The sequence below is a fragment of the Aminobacter anthyllidis genome (assembly GCF_018555685.1).
GTDB classification, from domain to species: domain Bacteria; phylum Pseudomonadota; class Alphaproteobacteria; order Rhizobiales; family Rhizobiaceae; genus Aminobacter; species Aminobacter anthyllidis.
Genome location: NZ_JAFLWW010000001.1, coordinates 903,486 through 920,667 on the forward strand (window position 1 = coordinate 903,486; position 17,182 = coordinate 920,667).

General features: G+C 63.7%; 15 protein-coding genes. 4 read left to right on the forward strand and 11 right to left on the reverse strand.

All coding sequences use genetic code 11. From position 1 onward, the window contains the following. Nucleotides 1-372: a response regulator gene (locus tag J1C56_RS04735; protein WP_108607955.1), complete on the reverse strand. Its 372-nt coding sequence runs from the start codon at nucleotides 370-372 to the stop codon at nucleotides 1-3. Nucleotides 373-585: 213 nt separating this feature from the next. Between J1C56_RS04735 and J1C56_RS04740 the strand changes: the two genes are divergently transcribed. Both J1C56_RS04740 and J1C56_RS04745 read left to right on the forward strand, forming a co-directional pair. Continuing rightward, nucleotides 586-885 (forward strand): DUF3572 domain-containing protein, encoded by a 300-nt coding sequence (locus J1C56_RS04740; RefSeq protein ID WP_214386422.1) that lies wholly within the window; start codon nucleotides 586-588, stop codon nucleotides 883-885. Then, nucleotides 882-1,535: a hypothetical protein gene (locus tag J1C56_RS04745; RefSeq protein ID WP_214386424.1), complete on the forward strand. Its 654-nt coding sequence runs from the start codon at nucleotides 882-884 to the stop codon at nucleotides 1,533-1,535. The genes J1C56_RS04740 and J1C56_RS04745 overlap by 4 nt, the downstream gene beginning before the upstream one ends. 9 nt (nucleotides 1,536-1,544) lie before the next feature. Here J1C56_RS04745 and folK read toward each other — a convergent pair whose 3' ends face one another. Genes folK through folP form a run of 3 tightly spaced genes read right to left on the reverse strand, consistent with a single transcriptional unit; the run spans nucleotide 1,545 to nucleotide 3,266 of the window. Then, nucleotides 1,545-2,069, reverse strand: a complete 525-nt coding sequence (gene folK / locus J1C56_RS04750; protein ID WP_420797358.1) for a 2-amino-4-hydroxy-6-hydroxymethyldihydropteridine diphosphokinase — start codon at nucleotides 2,067-2,069, stop codon at nucleotides 1,545-1,547. Beyond that, nucleotides 2,053-2,412, reverse strand: coding sequence for a dihydroneopterin aldolase (gene folB / locus J1C56_RS04755; RefSeq protein WP_214386426.1), 360 nt, complete (start codon nucleotides 2,410-2,412; stop codon nucleotides 2,053-2,055). Before folB ends, folK begins: the two co-directional genes overlap by 17 nt. A gap of 5 nt (nucleotides 2,413-2,417) precedes the next feature. After that, nucleotides 2,418-3,266: a dihydropteroate synthase gene (folP, locus tag J1C56_RS04760; RefSeq protein WP_214386428.1), complete on the reverse strand. Its 849-nt coding sequence runs from the start codon at nucleotides 3,264-3,266 to the stop codon at nucleotides 2,418-2,420. Between the two features lie 152 nt (nucleotides 3,267-3,418). Between folP and J1C56_RS04765 the strand changes: the two genes are divergently transcribed. Next, nucleotides 3,419-4,033, forward strand: a complete 615-nt coding sequence (locus J1C56_RS04765; RefSeq protein ID WP_214386430.1) for a DUF922 domain-containing Zn-dependent protease — start codon at nucleotides 3,419-3,421, stop codon at nucleotides 4,031-4,033. Between the two features lie 19 nt (nucleotides 4,034-4,052). On the opposite strand, the gene J1C56_RS04770 is transcribed toward J1C56_RS04765, so the two are convergent. From J1C56_RS04770 to J1C56_RS04780, 3 genes are all read right to left on the reverse strand, one after another. Then, the gene (locus J1C56_RS04770) at nucleotides 4,053-5,081 is read right to left on the reverse strand and encodes an NAD(P)/FAD-dependent oxidoreductase (RefSeq protein WP_214386432.1); all 1,029 of its coding nucleotides are present in this window, start codon (nucleotides 5,079-5,081) and stop codon (nucleotides 4,053-4,055) included. 83 nt (nucleotides 5,082-5,164) lie between these two features. Further along, nucleotides 5,165-5,485 carry a 2Fe-2S iron-sulfur cluster-binding protein gene (locus J1C56_RS04775; protein WP_214386434.1) on the reverse strand — a complete coding sequence of 107 codons (321 nt, stop codon included), beginning with the start codon at nucleotides 5,483-5,485 and terminating at the stop codon, nucleotides 5,165-5,167. Between the two features lie 151 nt (nucleotides 5,486-5,636). Then, a complete protein-coding gene (locus J1C56_RS04780) occupies nucleotides 5,637-6,011 on the reverse strand; it encodes an Hpt domain-containing protein (protein WP_214386436.1) in 375 nt (124 codons plus the stop codon). Nucleotides 6,012-6,290: 279 nt separating this feature from the next. Here J1C56_RS04780 and J1C56_RS04785 point away from each other — a divergent pair, with 279 nt between their 5' ends. Then, complete coding sequence (locus tag J1C56_RS04785) at nucleotides 6,291-12,839, forward strand: kinesin (RefSeq protein ID WP_214386438.1); 6,549 nt, start codon at nucleotides 6,291-6,293, stop codon at nucleotides 12,837-12,839. A 233-nt stretch (nucleotides 12,840-13,072) separates the two neighbouring features. On the opposite strand, the gene J1C56_RS04790 is transcribed toward J1C56_RS04785, so the two are convergent. The 4 genes from J1C56_RS04790 to J1C56_RS04805 form a co-directional block, all read right to left on the reverse strand. Beyond that, entirely contained in the window at nucleotides 13,073-13,672 is a 600-nt protein-coding gene (locus J1C56_RS04790; protein ID WP_338001398.1) for an ABC-type transport auxiliary lipoprotein family protein, read from the reverse strand. An 80-nt stretch (nucleotides 13,673-13,752) separates the two neighbouring features. Beyond that, entirely contained in the window at nucleotides 13,753-15,126 is a 1,374-nt protein-coding gene (locus J1C56_RS04795; RefSeq protein WP_214386442.1) for an MlaD family protein, read from the reverse strand. 14 nt (nucleotides 15,127-15,140) lie between these two features. Continuing rightward, complete coding sequence (locus J1C56_RS04800) at nucleotides 15,141-15,962, reverse strand: ABC transporter ATP-binding protein (RefSeq protein WP_214386444.1); 822 nt, start codon at nucleotides 15,960-15,962, stop codon at nucleotides 15,141-15,143. Between the two features lies 1 nt (nucleotide 15,963). Then, the gene (locus J1C56_RS04805; protein ID WP_214386446.1) at nucleotides 15,964-17,151 is read right to left on the reverse strand and encodes an ABC transporter permease; all 1,188 of its coding nucleotides are present in this window, start codon (nucleotides 17,149-17,151) and stop codon (nucleotides 15,964-15,966) included. Between the last annotated feature and the right edge of the window lie 31 nt (nucleotides 17,152-17,182).

Sequence of the window (17,182 nt, forward strand, 5' to 3'; positions counted from 1 at the left end):
TCAGGCATCGCCCAGATAGGATTTGATCGTCTCGATGAAGCGCGGCACCGAGATCGGCTTGGAGATGTAGGCTTCGCAACCACCCTGCCTGATCCGCTCCTCGTCGCCCTTCATGGCGAATGCGGTGACGGCAATGACCGGGATGGTGTGGAGGTCATCGTCCTCCTTCAGCCATTTGGTGACCTCGAGACCTGAAACCTCGGGCAGCTGGATATCCATCAGGATGAGGTCCGGGCGATGCTTGCGGGCAAGATCGAGCGCCTCAAGGCCATTGCGCGTACGCACGGTCTCGTAGCCGCTCGCCTCGATGAGGTCGCGAAAGAGCTTCATGTTGAGCTCATTGTCCTCGACGATCATCACCTTCTTGGCCATAGAAATTCCGTCCCGATTGCCCGCCACAGGTCCGCGGCAATCCTGTTGCGCGCCGGATGCGCACACCAACCCCGAATCCCACCTTAACTCAAGAACATTACGAAACGTAAAACGTCCCCGCCAAATCACGGATCGTTGCGCACCTGCTTTAGCGGTTGCCCCAATGGCTGCTTGCGGCTACTCCCGACACAGGTCGATCGAGGCGAACGTCAGATGCAGAAGAACCAGCAATCGCAGGAAAGTGCTGAAGCACTGGCTGTCCAGGCGCTCGCATTCGTTGCCTCCGACCCCGAACTCCTGCCGCGTTTCCTGGCCATATCAGGCATCGAGGCACATCAGATCCGCCGCGCCGCACAGGAGCCCGGTTTCCTGGCCGGCGTCCTGAATTTCATTCTCGCCCATGAGCCGACGCTGCTGCGATTCTCGCAGGAGACAGGCATCGCGCCCGGCGAAGTCGGCAGCGCCCTGCGCACCCTGCCCCTGGGCAATGACGATCACGAGCGTTCCGCATGAGCGAAGATCCCGAAACAGCACGTCAGATCGCTGAACTCGCCCGCGACAGCAGGCCATTGCTGGTGCTCGACGTCGACGAGGTGCTGCTCGAATTCATGGTACCGTTCATGCGCTTCCTCGACGCGCAGGGACTGGCCTTCCTGGCTAGGTCGTTCAAGCTGACCGGCAACGTCGTCGACCAGAAAACCCAGAAACCACTGGAACAGGCAGCCGTTTCCGCGCTGCTCGAAGGATTTTTCCACGCCCAGCGCGAGTGGCAGTCGGCAGCGCCTGGCGCGGCCGATGCCGTGGCAGGGCTCGCGGCGGGAGCCGAAGTGGTCCTGCTGACGGCAATGCCGCACCGCCACCGCGACATCAGGCGCCAGCATCTCGATGCTCTGGGCTTTCCCTACCCGTTGCTCACCACTGAACGAGCCAAGGGCCCAGCTCTGCGGCTGTTGCGGGGCGAAGCCAGCCGCCCGGTCGCCTTCGTCGATGACATTGCGCACAATCTGGTCTCGGTGCGCGACGCTGTCGCCGACGCGCACCTGTTCAATCTGATGTCCTACCGCGAGATGCGTGCTTTTCTGCCGCCGCTGCCGGACGACATCGTCATCGAGGACGACTGGGCCCAAGCCGCGCCAAAAATTGCAACGGCTCTGGGCATCTAGCCTCCTGGCCTATTCGCCGAGGTCGCGCCACCAGTTGCGGCCGGAATCGAGCCTTTCGATGCCGGCGCTGTCCAGTTCGGCGGCCCATTCGGCCGCCGACTTGCCCGCCAGCACCAGGTCTGGCGCGATCTCGGCCAGCGGCACCATGACGAACGCCCGATCGAGCATGCGCGGATGCGGTATCTCAAGCCCGACGTCACTGACATTGCTGTTGCCCAGCAACAGGACGTCGATGTCGATGAGGCGCGGGCCCCAACGCTCGATGCGCACGCGCTTGAGCCGGCGCTCGAGCTCCAGGCAAAGCTCCAGCAGTTCGAGCGGAGCAAGCGTGGTGGCGACCTCGGCGGTGACGTTCAGGAAATCGGGCTGATCGACCTTGCCCCATGGCGGCGTGCGGTGCAGCGACGAGACTTCGACGACGCGCGTTCTGCCGGATGCGTCGAGCATATGCAGTGCCGCGGCCATCGACTTCGCCGGGTCGCCCAGATTGCCGCCGAGGCTGAGGAAGCCGCGCTCCTCAACCTGGCCAGACAACGGTCACCTCTACATAATCCAGGACACCGGGCACCGGCGCATTCGGCTTGCGAACCGTGATTTCGGCGCGCTTGATCTGCGGAAAACGCGCAGCCAGCGCGCGGCCGCATTCCTGCGCCAGCGCTTCAATCAGGAAGCGTCGCTGGCCTGTAATGATCGATTCGATGACCTGGAAGGCGACGCCGTAGTCGACCGTGCTCTCCATCGAATCGTCCTCAAGCGGGAGCGATGGGTCGACCGTCAGTTCGGCATCGACGTAGAAGCGCTGGCCCAGCGTCTCTTCTTCGTCGAACAGGCCGTGCCGGGCGAAGAAGGCGCAGTTTTTCATACGGATAAGGTACATCTGGGTCAGCGTCCCGGCAGGTTGGTCTGTCGCGCCAGCATAGCATCTGCGAATGCCAGCGCGTCCACGTTGATTGCGACATCATGGACGCGAAATATATCCGCGCCCTGCAGGCGGAGTATGACGCTCGTCGCCGCCGTTCCGGCATCGCGGTCGGCAGCTTCGCGCCCGGTGACATGGCCGACGAAGCGCTTGCGCGATGTGCCTGCGAGCAGCGGATAGCCGAGTTGTGCCAGCTCCGAAAAACGCGCCATCAAGTCGAGGTTTTCGTCCGCATCCTTGGCAAAGCCGAAGCCTGGATCGAGCACGATCTGCCCATCCTTGACACCGGCCTCGCGGGCGATCTCCAGCGAGCGGCGCAGGAACAGGAACTGGTCGTCGATGACGTCGGGCAGCTTTTCGCGCTCACGGCCGGTATGCATGAGCACCAGCCCTGCCCCGGTCTCGGCGGCGACCTTGGCGATACCTGATTCACGCTGGGCGCCCCAGACATCGTTGACGATGTGCGCGCCGGCGGCAACGGCAAGGCGCGCGGTCTCTTCGCGATAGGTGTCGACGGATATCAACGCGTCGCCGGATCGGGCGAGTGCGTCGATGATCGGAAGCACGCGATCCTGCTCTTCGGTTGAAGAAACAGGTGCTGCGCCCGGGCGGGTGGATTCACCGCCAACGTCGACGATCGCGGCGCCTTCGGCGATCATGCGGCGCGCTTGTTCGAGCGCGCGCTCAGGCGCATCGAACGCTCCGCCGTCGGAAAAACTGTCGGGCGTGACGTTGAGGATACCCATCACAAGGGCCCTGTCGCCGAGGTCGAGATGGCGCCCATGCGCCAGTTGCCATCGTTTGCCGGTCATGCCGTCGCCACAAAAGAACTCCAGAGCACAGACCACGTCACGAAATATCAACGCTTGCAGCTTCAACTTGCTGCACGGTCACTGATGCGGCACGATCCGATTTCCGTTGCGCCGCCAACGCCCCTAACGCAAGGTAGGCCAAGAGGCAACTAATGAAGCAACTCTTCCTGGCCGCCCTACTCGCTGGAGGCATTTGCCTACCCGTTCAGGCGGCAACCGTGTCCAAATCCTACAGCTATTTCACCATCACCGGCAAAACGCTCGACGAAATCGAGCAGCAGCTGATGACGCGCGGCCCCGAGGTCAAGAGCACCGGCGGCAGGCACCCGGGCGCCACGCAGATGGAGTTCACCAGCCGCATCGGCTACGCCGAGGTCAAGGGCGGCTGCGCCATCGTCTCGGCCCAGGTCACCGTCAAGGCCAAGGTGATCCTGCCGCGCTGGCGCCAGAACGGCAAGGCGGCGCAGGACGTCAAGCTGATCTGGAACACGCTCTCCTCCGACATCAAGCGCCACGAGGAAAGCCATGTCGTCATTGCCAAGAACCACGCCCGCGAACTCGAACAGGCGCTGAAGGCGATCGGCAAGCAGAAGAGCTGCGACATCGCGGCGTCCAAGGCGAAGGCCACGAGCAACCGCATTCTCAATGCCCATGACCGGGCACAGGAAGAGTTCGACCGCATCGAAGGCATCAACTTCGAAAGCCGGATCGTCAGGCTGTTGCGCTACCGGCTGGAGCGCATCGACGCCGGCAAGCTCAAGAACTGAGCGCCGGACCTCTGGAAAATCAGTCCGGAACGCCGAGTTTCTTGTGCAGGCTCGTCGACGACGTCGTGTATTGAAACACGACGCGTTCGGTGGGGCTGATAATGTGCTTGGCGGCCTGCGTCATCAGCGCGGCTTCATGAAAGCCCGACAGGATCAGCTTGAGCTTGCCCGGGTACCAGTTGATGTCGCCGATGGCGAAGATTCCCGGCTCCGACGTTTCGAATTTTTCGGTGTCGACCGGGATCTGGTTCTCGTGAAGATTGAGACCCCATTCTGCCACCGGCCCGAGCTTCATGGTCAGGCCGAAGAACGGCAACAGCCGCGTGCAGGCAACTTCGGTATCGCCATCCGGTCCCTTGACCGTGAGGGAGTGCAACGCGCCACCCTCGCCTGCCAGGCCTGAAACCTGGCCAATCACAAGATCGATGGCGCTCGCATCGCGCAGCGCGTGCATTTTGTTGACATTGTCTGGCGCGGCGCGGAATTCCGGCCGGCGATGGACCAGCGTGACGCGCCTTGCGACCGGCTGCAGATTGAGCGTCCAGTCGAGCGCGGAATCCCCGCCGCCGACAACCACCACGTCATGCCCGCGAAAATCCTCGATGCGCCGAACGGCATAGCGGACGCTGGCCTGCTCGTAAGCCTCGATGCCAGGGATTGGTGGGCGCTTCGGCTGAAACGAGCCGCCGCCGGCGGCAATCACCACGACCTTGGCCTCGAAGACCTCGTTCTCGTCGGTCGTGACGCGGAAGCTGCCATTTTCGAGCCGCTCCAGCCCTGTCACCATCCGGTTGAAGGTGAAGCCGGGCTTGAACGGCGCGATCTGCTCCAGCAGCTTGTCGACCAGTTCCTGGGCACCGATGACCGGGTAGCCCGGAATGTCGTAGATCGGCTTTTCCGGATAAAGCTCGGCGCATTGCCCGCCCGGCCTGTCGAGAATGTCGATCAGGTGGCAGCGCATGTCGAACAGGCCGAGCTCGAAGACCGCAAACAGGCCGATCGGCCCGGCTCCGATGATCAGGACGTCGGTTGTGGTGATGTCGCTCAAGGCCACCTCGCCGCTGACGCACGCATGTAAGGAATGTGCATGACAACAGGCGTCATGCCAAGCAAGGCACAGGTCGCGGCGTCTTAGCCCTGGCGTTCTGGAATGGAGACGACCAAACCGTCGAGTTCGTCGCGAACCTTGATCTGGCAGGACAGGCGCGATGTCGGCCTGACCTCGTAGGCAAAATCGAGCATGTCTTCTTCCATTGCCTCGGGCTCGCCGACGACTGCCGTCCATGCCTCGTCGACATAGACATGGCAGGTCGCGCAGGCGCAGGCGCCGCCACATTCCGCCTCGATGCCCGGCACGGCGTTGCGGATCGCATTTTCCATCACGGTCGAGCCGTTTTCGGCCTCGACTTCGAAACGCGTGCCATCATGGGCGATGTAGGTCAGCTTGGTCATGCTCGTTCCCGAAATAGGTCTCCCGGCAGATAATCACTCCACCGTGCGAGTCAACTGTCGTGCGATAGCGCCGCCGACTGTCGGATTTACAATGCGCAGCTCATAAATGTTACTGCGGCCATTGCACGCCCCCTAAAAAGCGCAGAACGCGTCAGCGGCTGATCGAAGCGATGAAGTCGCGCGCCTCATCGATCAGGCGGGCAAGCCGCGTGATCAGCCGGGCATTATCCGGATCGGTTTCGATCGCGGCGACGCAATCGGCGATGGGAAATGCGCCGACACCGCGCGCCGAACCCTTCAAGGCGTGACACAGCATGAGCCGTTCGGGGAGATCAGCCGAAGCGATCGCGTCGCGAACCGAAAGCGCCTGATGGACAAACATATCGAGCACCTCGCGCTCGACATCGCGGTCGCCGATGGTTTGCCGGGCAAGGTGTTCAAGATCGATGGGACGGCCACGAACCGATCCCGAAGATTCGCCTCCCGGCATGCCGAAAGCCATCGATCCGATCTCGCGCGTTACCATTCAACCCATGCCCCGCCACTCGCCCTTGGGTTGGTAAGCTAGGGCGTCCATGTGGATAACCCGTTAACCTGCCAAAGCCCGGAACCCTGCGGGATCGGGGCCAATAATCACCGCAGTGTTAACCTTATATTTAAACTTTTACGTATCGGGGCGAATGCATGTTTTCTTTACCCGATTGTGTCACTACGATACGGGCGGTCCATATTGAGCCTCGAACGCGGTCAAAAATAGGACAAAAAGTCCAGAGATTCCGCGTCTTTAGTACAGGGTAGCGAAGGCATGGCGAAGAAATCCACTCCGACCAAGAACCTCGATCTCGACGTAGCCAAGGAGCTCGAGCAGGCGCTCGACCTCGACTTGAGCGGCGCCGATGACGGCGGCCTCGACATGGCCGCATCGATGGACGATCTCGAAGCGCAGATTTCGCAGGCAGCCGAAGAATTGGCGCGCGAAGGCCGCAAGCAGAAGGCTGCGGCGCCGAAAGCCGAGCCCGCTCCGGTCGCACGTGCGGCCGAGCCGCCGACCCAATTGCGCCCCGTCGAGACCCGCCCGCTGCAGCCTGAAGGCTTCAAGCCGGCGAACGACGACCGCGCCAAGGATTACAAGTCGCTGCTGCACAGCCTCAACCGCCGCGCCTCCAGCACCATCTACTGGATGGTCGGGCTGGTTTCCGTTGCCTGGGTTGCCGGCGCCGTCGCTCTTGCCGACCGCATTGTCGCCCCAAGCATCTGGACCATCCGCTCCTTCGACGACGCCCTGGCGCGCCCTGGCCTGCTGATGCTGCTCGTCGCCACCATCGTGCCGATCGCGCTGTTCTGGGCCTTTGCCGCGATGATCCGCCGCGCCCAGGAAATGCGCATTGCCGCGCAGTCGATGACGGAAGTCGCCTTCCGCCTCGCCGAGCCCGAAAACATGGCGCAGGACCGCGTCATGATGGTCGGCCAGGCCGTGCGCCGCGAAGTGGCCGCCATGGGCGAAGGCATCGAGCGCACGCTGGCGCGTGCCGTCGAGCTCGAGACGCTCGTCCACACCGAAGTCAACCAGATCGAGCGCTCCTATTCCGAAAACGCCGCCCGCATCCGTTCGCTCGTCGATGGCCTCGGCAGCGAGCGCGAGGCCGTTGTCTCCCACGCCGAGCGCGTCCGCGCCTCGATCTCCGGCGCCCATGAGACGCTGCGCGACGAGCTCGGCTCGGCCAGCGATATCATCCGCGACAGCATCCTGAATGCCTCGACCAAGCTGTCGATGACGATCACCAATTCCGGCGACACGCTCATCGACCGCATCAACGAAGGCGGCATGGGCCTGTTCGAGGCGATCGACAACCGCATGGATTCGCTCAGCGACCGCCTGTCGACGTCGGGCGAGGCCTTCGCCAGCCTGCTTGACACGCGTATCGCCAAGCTGACGCAGAGCACCGACGAGGTGACCCGCTCGCTGACCGACCTGCTCGACAACCGCACCTCGGGCATGGTTTCCCTTCTCGGCGGCGCTGCCAAGACGATCAATTCCGAGTTCGAGGCAAGCCTGCACGGCATCGAGCGCACGCTGGCCGAACGCGGCCAGGCGCTGATCGGGGAATTCCAGACCCGCGCCGAAGCGCTCGACACCGGCACTGCCAAGCTCAATGCCGCGCTCGAAGCCCGCGCCCGCCAGATCAACGAGACGCTGGTCGAACGCGCACGCGAAATCGCCACCACCTTCGTCCAGGGCCGCGACTCGCTGTCTGCGATGATCGACCAGGGCAAGACCCAGATCGGCACCGATCTCGCCGACATCATCACCTCAACCTCGACGATGCTCGAATCCCGCGCCAGCGATTTCGCCGGCCGCATGGAAGCCGCCCGCCACCAGGTATCGCGCGCCTTCGACGGCGACATCCAGCGCCTCTCCGAGGCCCGCGTCGGCATCGAGCAGGCCGTGGAAGACCACACCACCAAGCTCTCCGAAGCACGCGACCGCATGGCCGCAGCCCTTCGCGACGACCTCAGCAAGTTTGCCGAGGGTCGCGCCAGCATCGAGGCCGCCGTCGGCTTCCAGGTGCAGAAGCTCGCGGAAGGCCGCAGCCTGATCACCCGCGCGCTCGACGATGACATGCGCAAGCTGGACCAATCGCGCCAGGCCATCGACGATACGCTCAGCGGCCAGTTCAGGCAGCTCGCCCAGGGCCGTGAACAGCTTGCCCAGGCGCTCGTCGAAGACTCCGAGAAACTCGTTCAAGCTCGTACGAACATTGACGAAATGGTCGCCGGCCACGTCGGCAAGCTTGCCGAAGGCCGCAACATTCTTTCGCGTGCGCTCGAAGCCGATCTCAACAAGCTCGCCGACAGCCGCACCAGCATCGATGGCCTCGTCGCGGGTCAGGTCGAGAAGATCGCCGAAGGCCGTGCCATCCTTGCCAACGCGCTCGAAACCGACCTTGCCGGCATCAAGGCACTTGTCGACGGCCATTCGTCCAAGATCGCCTCCGACCGCGCCGAGCTGTCGCGCAGCCTGGAAGCCGATATCGCAAACGTCCACGGCCTGATCGAAGGCCACGCCGAGAAGCTCGCCGGTGAGCGCACCCTGCTTTCGAAGACTCTGGAGACCGACCTCGCCAAGCTGGCCGAAAGCCGCTCGGGCATCGACGGTCTCGTCGCCGGCCAGGTCGAGAAGCTGGCCGAAGGCCGCGACATCCTCAAGCGTGCGCTGGAAACCGACCTCAACGCGATCCACAGCACGATCACCTCGCAGTCGGAAAAGCTCGCCGAAGACCGTGCCATGCTCTCCAAGACTCTGGAGGCCGACCTCGCCAAGCTGGCCGACAGCCGCTCAAGCATCGACGGCCTGGTTGCCGGCCAAGTCGAGAAGCTGGCTGAAGGCCGCGACATCCTCAAGCGTGCCCTCGAAACCGACCTCAATGCGATCCAAAACACAATCAGCTCGCAGTCGGAGAAGCTCGCCGAAGACCGCGCCATGCTGGCTCGTTCGCTCGAAGCCGACCTCGACAGCGTCAGGGGCCTCGTGTCGAGCCATGCCGAACGTCTGGTCGCCGAGCGCGGCACGCTGTCCAAGGCGCTGGAAGACGATCTCGCCAAGCTGGCGGAAAGCCGCTCGGGCATCGACGGTCTAGTTGCCGGCCAGGTCGAGAAACTCGCCGAAGGTCGCGACATCCTCAAGCGTGCCCTCGAAGCCGATCTCAATGCCATCCGCGGCACCGTCGCTTCGCAGTCGGAAAAGCTTGCCGAAGACCGTGCGATGCTTGCCCGTGCGCTCGAAGCCGACCTCGACAGCGTCAAGGGTCTCGTTTCGAGCCACGCCGAGCGCCTGGTCGCCGAACGCAGCACCTTGTCGATGGCACTCGAAGACGACCTCGCCAAGCTGGCCGAAAGCCGCTCGGGCATCGATGGCCTCGTTGCCGGTCAGGTCGAGAAGCTGGCCGAAGGCCGCGACATCCTGCGCCGTGCGCTCGAAGCCGACCTTGCCAAGATCGACGGCATGATGCTCGGTCAGGTCGACAAGCTGGCCGCCGGCCGCGACACGCTGACCAAGGCGCTTGAAGCCGACCTCGCCATGCTGAACGACAGCCGCGCCAGCATCGACAACATCGTCGCAGGCCACGTCGGCAAGCTCGCCGAAGGCCGTGACATGATGGCCCGTGCGCTCGATGAGGATCTCGGCAAGCTCGGCGAAGCCCGCCGCGACATCGACCTCGCAATTGCAGGTCACATCGACCAGATCGCTGCCCGCCGTGTCGACATTTCCGACGCGATTGCCGGTGACATCGAGAAGATCGAGGAAACCTTCCGCCGCCAGACCGGCGTCATCGAAGAGCGCACCGGCACCATGGAACGCGCGCTGTCGCTGGGTGTCGACAATGTCCGCGGCGTGCTCGAGAAGAGCGCCGTCTTCGTTGCCGGCGCCCTGCGCGAAAAGGTCATGGAAGTGACCGCCGCCCTCAATGAAGAGGCAGGCAAGGCCTTCAGCGACGCCGACCGCGTCATTGCAGAGCGTGCCGAACAGACGTCGAGCGCCCTGCTCGCCCGTGCTGAAGACATCTCTCGCGCCTTCGAAGAAGCCGACCGTCGCCTTGCCGCACGTGCCGACGAGACGTCGAACGCGCTGCTGGCGCGTGCCGAAGAGACCGCCGACACGCTGTCGGCCAAGGCAGGCGAGATCGCCAGCACCTTCGACGCGGCGGACCGCTCGCTCATCGCCCGCGCCATCGAAACCGCGGATGCATTGTCGGCCCGCGCCGGCGACATCCTGCGCAACTTCGACACGGCGGACGAACGCCTCGGCATGCGCATCGGCGAATCCGCCGACGCGCTTGCCGCCCGCGCCTCCGAACTCGGCCGCATCTTCGATACCGCCGACGAGAAGCTCGCCGCCCGCATCGCCGAAGGCGCCGATTCGCTCGGCAGCCGTGCCGGTGAACTCAGCCGCATCTTCGACGCAGCCGACGAACGCATCGCCGCCCGCGTCGCCGACAGTTCGGCAACGCTCGGCAGCCGTGCCGGTGAGATCGTCCGCAACTTCGAGGAAGCTGACGAAAGGCTTGCCGCACGTGCCGCCCAGACCGCCGACACGCTCGCCGGCCGTGCCGCCGAAATCGGCCGGACCTTCGAGGAGGCCGACGGCCGAATCGCTGCCCGCGTCGACCAGACGGCGGAAACGCTTCTTGGCCGCGCCGCCGAAATCAGCCGTGCCTTCGACGAAGCCGATGGCCGCATCGCCGCGCGCGTCGACCAGACGTCAGAGGCATTGCTCGGCCGTGCTTCGGAAATCGGCCAGGCCTTCGACGAGGCAGGCAGGCAGCTTGCCGCCCGCGTCACCGAGAGCACTTCCGGCATCGGCGAGCACGCGGCACTGATTGCCAGCGCTTTCAACGAAACCGAACAGCGCGTCGTTGCGCGCGCCCATCGCACCTCTGCTGATCTCGATGCCCGCGCCCGCGCCATCGAAGAGACGCTGGCCAACGTCGATGAGCGCCTGGCTGCCGGCGCCGAAGGCGTTGCCACCCGCATCGGCGAGCATCTTTCGAGCGCTGAAAACCGCCTCGCCTATGGTGCGGAAGCGATGGGCCAGAAGCTCAATGAGCAGGTCTCGCAGGCCGAGGCACAGCTCGTCGCCCGCGCCAATGTGATCGCCGAAACCTTCACCGCAGTTGGCCAGCATATCGGCCAGAGCACCAACGAAGCCGCCCGCACCATCGGCACCAACACGCGTGAACTCAACGCGATGCTGAGCGAGCGCTCGAACGAGATCGCCAAGATCCTCGACGAGACGGCGCGTCCGCTGGTTGACCGTTTCGCCGAAAGCGGCACCGAGCTGCACCGCTCGATGGAAGAAGCAACCGCACGTGCCACCGAAAAGCTGCGCTCGGAGAACGCCGCTCTGGTTGATGCGCTCGCCAGCCGCACCGCCGAGACCCTGTCTGCCGTCGAGGGCGCACGCTCAACGCTCGCCGAAAGCGTCGCCGACCTCATCGGTCGCATGACGACGTCAAGCGCACAGCTCGGCAACCTCATCGATCAGGCCACCGCAAACCTCGCCAATGTCGACGAGCGCCTGACCAGCAGCACCTCCAACTTCGCAACGACGACCGAAAAGGCAGCACAGACCTTCTCGAGTGCCGCCCGCCTCGTCGACTCGAACACCAACCGCCTGACCGACCTGTCGTCGACAACGCTGCGCGAAGTGGCCTCCATCGCCACCAAATTCGACGAGCACAGCCGCCTGCTGTCGAGCGCGTCCAACCTGCTTTCGTCGGCGCAGAGCAACCTCGAGCACACGCTCGAGCGCCAGTCGTCGCTGGAAGACCTCGCCGTCGGCCTGGTCAAGAAGTCGGAAGACCTGGAGCGCGTCATGCAGTCATTCGAGCGCCTCGTCGGCCAGACGCTGGAGAACGCCGAAGGCAAGACCATGGAATCGGCTGATAAGATCCGCGCTGCGATCTCCGACGTCGTCGAGACCGCGACCAAGCGCTTCGCCGACGCCACCGAGGACATGCGCCGCACCGCAGGCTCCATCAAGAGCGAGCTTGAAAGCACCCGCGCCGAACTCAAGAAGGGCGTGCTCGACATGCCGGAGGAGGCCAAGGAATCGACAACGGCCATCCGCCGCGCCGTGTCCGAGCAGATCAATGCGCTCAAGGAGCTGTCGGCGATCGTCGCCAAGTCCGGCCGCGGCGTCGACGTGTCCGACGCCTCGCTGCGTAACCCGCAGGCACAGCCGGCTCGCCGTCCTGCCGCACCACAGCCGCAGCCCGAGCGCCCCGCTCCGGCACCGCTCGCCGGCACCTCCCTGCGTGGTACGCTCGACATCGAGCGCCCTGCTCCGGCAGCGCCGGCGCAGCAGCCGGCCCGCGAACAGGCCAGCCGCGGCGGCCAGCAGCAAGGCGGATGGGTCCGCGACCTGCTGACCGGCGCATCACGTGAAGAGCAGCCGGCTCGTTCGGGTCAGGCCGAACCGCGCGCCGTACCGTCCCAGCGTTCGCCTCTGCACGTCGTCGAGTCGCTCAACTCGCTGTCGGTCGACATCGCGCGCGCAATCGATCATGACGCCTCGGTCGAGCTCTGGGATCGTTATCGCCGCGGCGAGCGCGATGTCTTCACCCGCCGGCTCTATACGCTGAAGGGTCAGCAGACCTTCGACGAGATCCGCCGCAAGTATCAGTCGGATGGCGAGTTCCGCTCGGCCGTCGACCGCTATTGCGACGACTTCGAGAAGCTGTTGAAGGACGTCTCGCGCAACGACCGCGACAGCATCATGACCAAGACCTACCTGACCTCGGATACCGGCAAGGTCTACACCATGCTGGCGCATGCGGCCGGCCGCCTGAAGTAAGGCAGGCCGCAAAGCCAGGGCAGTATGGCAATAAGGAAATAGGGCAGTAGGTTGGTACCTACTGCCCTTTTTGCTGTCCAAGCCATTACTGGCCGAATTTGGAAGGCGTCCAGGTTTGCTGGAGAGCGTGCTGGTCGCGCGCTGGCACCGCTGTCGCGGCGAGAAAGACGAAGGCGAGCAGAAACAGGATTTCAGGGCCTACTGCCCTACTGCCTTATTCCCCCAATACCCTACTAGATCAGCGTCTCAGTCCATTTGACGATTTCAGTCGCAGCCTGGCCGAACGCCCCGTCGAGGGCTGCGGCATAGGCATCGTTGCCAGTGCCGGAAACCGGCGCGCTGGCAGTGAAGACGCGCGAGGCGCGTACCTGGCCATTGCGGTCGTTGAGGATCCGGACGAACAGCTCGACCTCGGCGCGCTCGCTGCCGCCGACCTTGATCTCGAAGCTGCGCAGCTCAACGATCACCTGATAGTCGATGGCGAGGCCCTCGCCCGGCTTGCCTACGCCGATATAGCCCCCAGCGCGCTGGAAGGTCTCGGCGAGCCGTGCCTGGACGATGCGCGGCAGCCTGTCCGACCACTGCGCGCCCTTGAGGAACTGGATCGAACCGGGTGACGGCTTGATGACGATGCTCTGGCCGTCGAGCGACTTGAGCGCCGAAGGTTCAGCAATGAGGATCTGGCGGCGGCTCGGGCCATTGCGGCCGTCAACCGCAGGCGCGGTCAGTTCGTAGGTGTCGAGCGGCGGCGGCGTGCTGACGAACAGCGAGGTGCAGCCGGACAGCGCAAGCGCCGCTGCGGCAAGCAGCAAAGTAGATCTAGCAGCTTTCACGTGCTGTCCCCGAACAAGACTCACCCGCGCCGTGCGGGAACCACCCTCATCTACTTTCATGGTGTGGCATGCCGGCGATGTCAACGACGCACCCGTCCATCGAACTCGCGCACGCTGCCCTCGCCGCCGGTAATGATGCGTTGCGGATTGCGCTCCAGGTCGGAAATCGCCTGTTCGATACGGCCGATCGAGCGCCTGGAGTCCTGCACCAGCGCGTCGACGTCGCGCAGCCCCTGTCCCGAAAAGCGCGACAGCCCGTCCATGATCGTCGCCAGCCGCGAGTTCAGGGTATCGGCAACCTGCTTGAACGATTTCAGCGTCGCGCTGGCATCCGACATGACGCCCTCGGCTTCACCCGAGCCGAGCAGCTTGTCGACCTTGGCCATGATGCCGTCGACACGAACCGACGCCTGGTTGAGACGCGACGCCAGTTGCTTGGCGTCCGAAATCATCTGGTCGATGTCGTCGGCGCGGTTGCCGAACTTGTCGGTGACCTTGGCGACGTCGGCGGCTGCCTTGTTGGCGCTTTCGCTGGCCTTGCGGATGTTGTCGAGCGATTCGCGTACGCTCGCCGCATCGACACCGTCGAGCACCCCATCCACCTTGCTCAGCGTCTGCTGGGTCTTCTGGGCAAAGTCGTTTATCGAGGCGACCGCGGTGTTTACGCCCTTGACGATCCCGTCGAGCTGATCGCTCTGGGCGCTGAGGTTCTTGGTGAAGGTGTCGACGCTGGCAACGATGTTCTTGACCTTGTCGCGGTCGACCGACTTGAGCAGCCCTTCCGCGGCCTCGATCGTACCGTCGAGCTTGCCCGAAACCGCCGACAATTGCTCCGAAAGCGCGCTGACGCTCGCCAGGAACTTGTCGACGCCGTCGGCATTGCGCGCCAGCGACTCGGAGAATTTCTGGGCATTGCTGACGGTCTCGGTCAGCGGCCCGCGGACGTCGTTGGTGAAGCCTTCAAGATTGTTCAGCACGGCGTCGGCGCGCTTGAAGATGTCCTGCGCGGTCTGCAGCAGATTGGTCACAGCCGATGGATTTGCGACGATCTCGGCGATCTTGCCCTCAGCCTCGGCCTGATCGAGCAGGTTGGGTTCCTTGATGTTGGCGCCCTTGAGCTCGATATTGGCCTGTCCGGTCAGGCCGGCAAGGCCAATGTCCGCCTGGGTCGACTGCGTGATCGGCGTCAGCTTGTCGATCTCGGTGTCGGCGATCGCCACCTCAGGATTGGATATGTCGAGGTAGACGCGCTTGACGTCGCCAACCTTGACGCCGTTGAACAGCACGAAACTGCCCCTGGCCAGCCCCGATGCGGAGCCCGGAATGCGCACGCGCAACGTCGCCGTCTCGCCGCGCTCGCCGATTGCCGCCGTCCAATAGACGAAAGCAAAGGCGGCCAGGACCGCAAACAGCGTGAAGATGCCGACAATGACGTAGTTGGCCCTAGTCTCCATCACATCATTCCATTCTATGCCCTTGCGGCAAGATCAAGCTGCCGTGCACGTTTTCCTCGAAAATAGGATTTTACCCACGGTTCTTCGCTCTTGAGCATGTCTTCGATCGTGCCTTCGACCAGAACCTTCTTGTCGCCCAGAACGGCGACCCGGTCGCAGACCGAAAACAGGCTGTCGAGGTCGTGGGTGACCATGTAGACGGTCAATCCCATCGTATCGCGCATCTTGCCGACCAGTTCGTCGAACTCCGCCGCACCGATCGGATCGAGGCCAGATGTCGGCTCGTCGAGGAAGACGATGTCGGGGTCCAATGCCAGGGCACGGGCCAACGCCGCGCGCTTGATCATGCCGCCGGAAAGTTCGGATGGGAATTTGCCTGCGGCATCTGGTGGCAACCCGACAAGCTCGATCTTGAGCATGGCGAGTTCGTCCATCAGCCTTTTCGGCAGGTCGAGATATTCGCGCATCGGCACCTGGACGTTTTCCAGCACCGTGAGCGCCGAAAACAGCGCGCCGTGCTGGAACAGCATGCCGAGCCGCATGTCGATCCTGAGCCGTTCCTCCTCGCTCGCCGCTTCAAGGTCGACGTCGAACAGCTTGATCTTGCCCGAGCGCTTGTGGATCAGGCCGAGGATGGTGCGCAACAGCACCGACTTGCCGGCGCCCGAGGCACCAACAAAACCGAGGATCTCGCCGCGCCGGATATCCAGGTCGAGTTTTTCCAGGATGACCTTCTCGCCAAAGGCCACAGTCAGGTCGCGCACTGAAAGCACAATCTCGCCTCGGGCTTCCGGGCCGTGGCTTTCCACTTGGATGGTCTTTGTGCGGCTTGCCATGTCAGAAGTTGATCGCTGCATAGAACATGGCAAACAGGCCATCGAGAATGATGACGACAAAGATGGCCTTGACCACCGACGCGGTGACATGGAGACCAAGCGATTCAGCGCTGCCGCCAACCTTCATGCCCTCGACTGAAGCGATGGTGCCGATGATCAATGCCATGAACGGCGCCTTGATCAGACCCGCGGAGATGGTGCTGAGGTCGATCGCCAGACGCAGGCGGTCGATGAAGGCAGCCGGCGGGATGTCGGAATAAAGCCATGCCGCAAGAATTCCACCGCCAAGGGCGGCGAAGTTGGCGATGATAGTGAGGCACGGCAACGCGATGACCAGTGCCACCAGCCTTGGAAAGACAAGCACGCCAATGGGGTTGAGGCCGATAACGGTCAGCGCGTCGACCTCTTCGCGCATCTTCATCGAGCCGATCTCGGCGGTGATCGCGCTGCCGGAACGGCCGGCGATCATGATCGCCGTCATCAGCACGCCAAGTTCGCGCAGCACCAGCACGCCGACGAGGTCGACAACGAAGATATCAGCACCGAAATAGCTGAGCTGATAGGCACCTTGCTGTGCGACGATGGCACCGACGATCGCCGACATCAGCACGACGACCGGGATGGCGCCGACGCCCATGCGGTCGATCTGGTTGAAGATGGCGGCGGGATTGACCGCATGGCCGCGCCCGAGCTTCATCTGGGCGCCGCGTATGGTGGCGCCAAGGATGTTCATCGAGGCCACGAAGTCGTCGCGCATTTCGTAGACGCGCCGGCCGATCGCCTCCAACATACGCATGAACATGTTCGGAAGCGCGGGTCCGGCCGCCTGGCCCTCGCGCCTCACCGCCTCGCCGACAGCGCCGAGCAGGATCTTGGCCACCTCGCTATGGCCTTCCATCCTGATCTCGACGCCCTTCTTTTCATTGGCACTGACAAGCCGGTCGATGACCCAGGCGCCGGCGGTGTCCATCTTCTCGATGCCGGAAAGATCGAGCGACAATTTCGTGAAATCTTTGCGCGCTTCGATCTTGCGCATTTCGGCATCGATGAAGGCAACAGTACGGGTGGTCCATATACCGGTGAACACGCAGGCAAGCACGCCTCCGCGCTCCGCCACCGCAACCTGCGGTCGGTGGTCTCGGCCGTCGGCTGCCCCGCCGCTTGCTTCCCGTTTGCCGATGGTCAACATGGCACACTACTTAACGCGTCGGCTGCAGCAT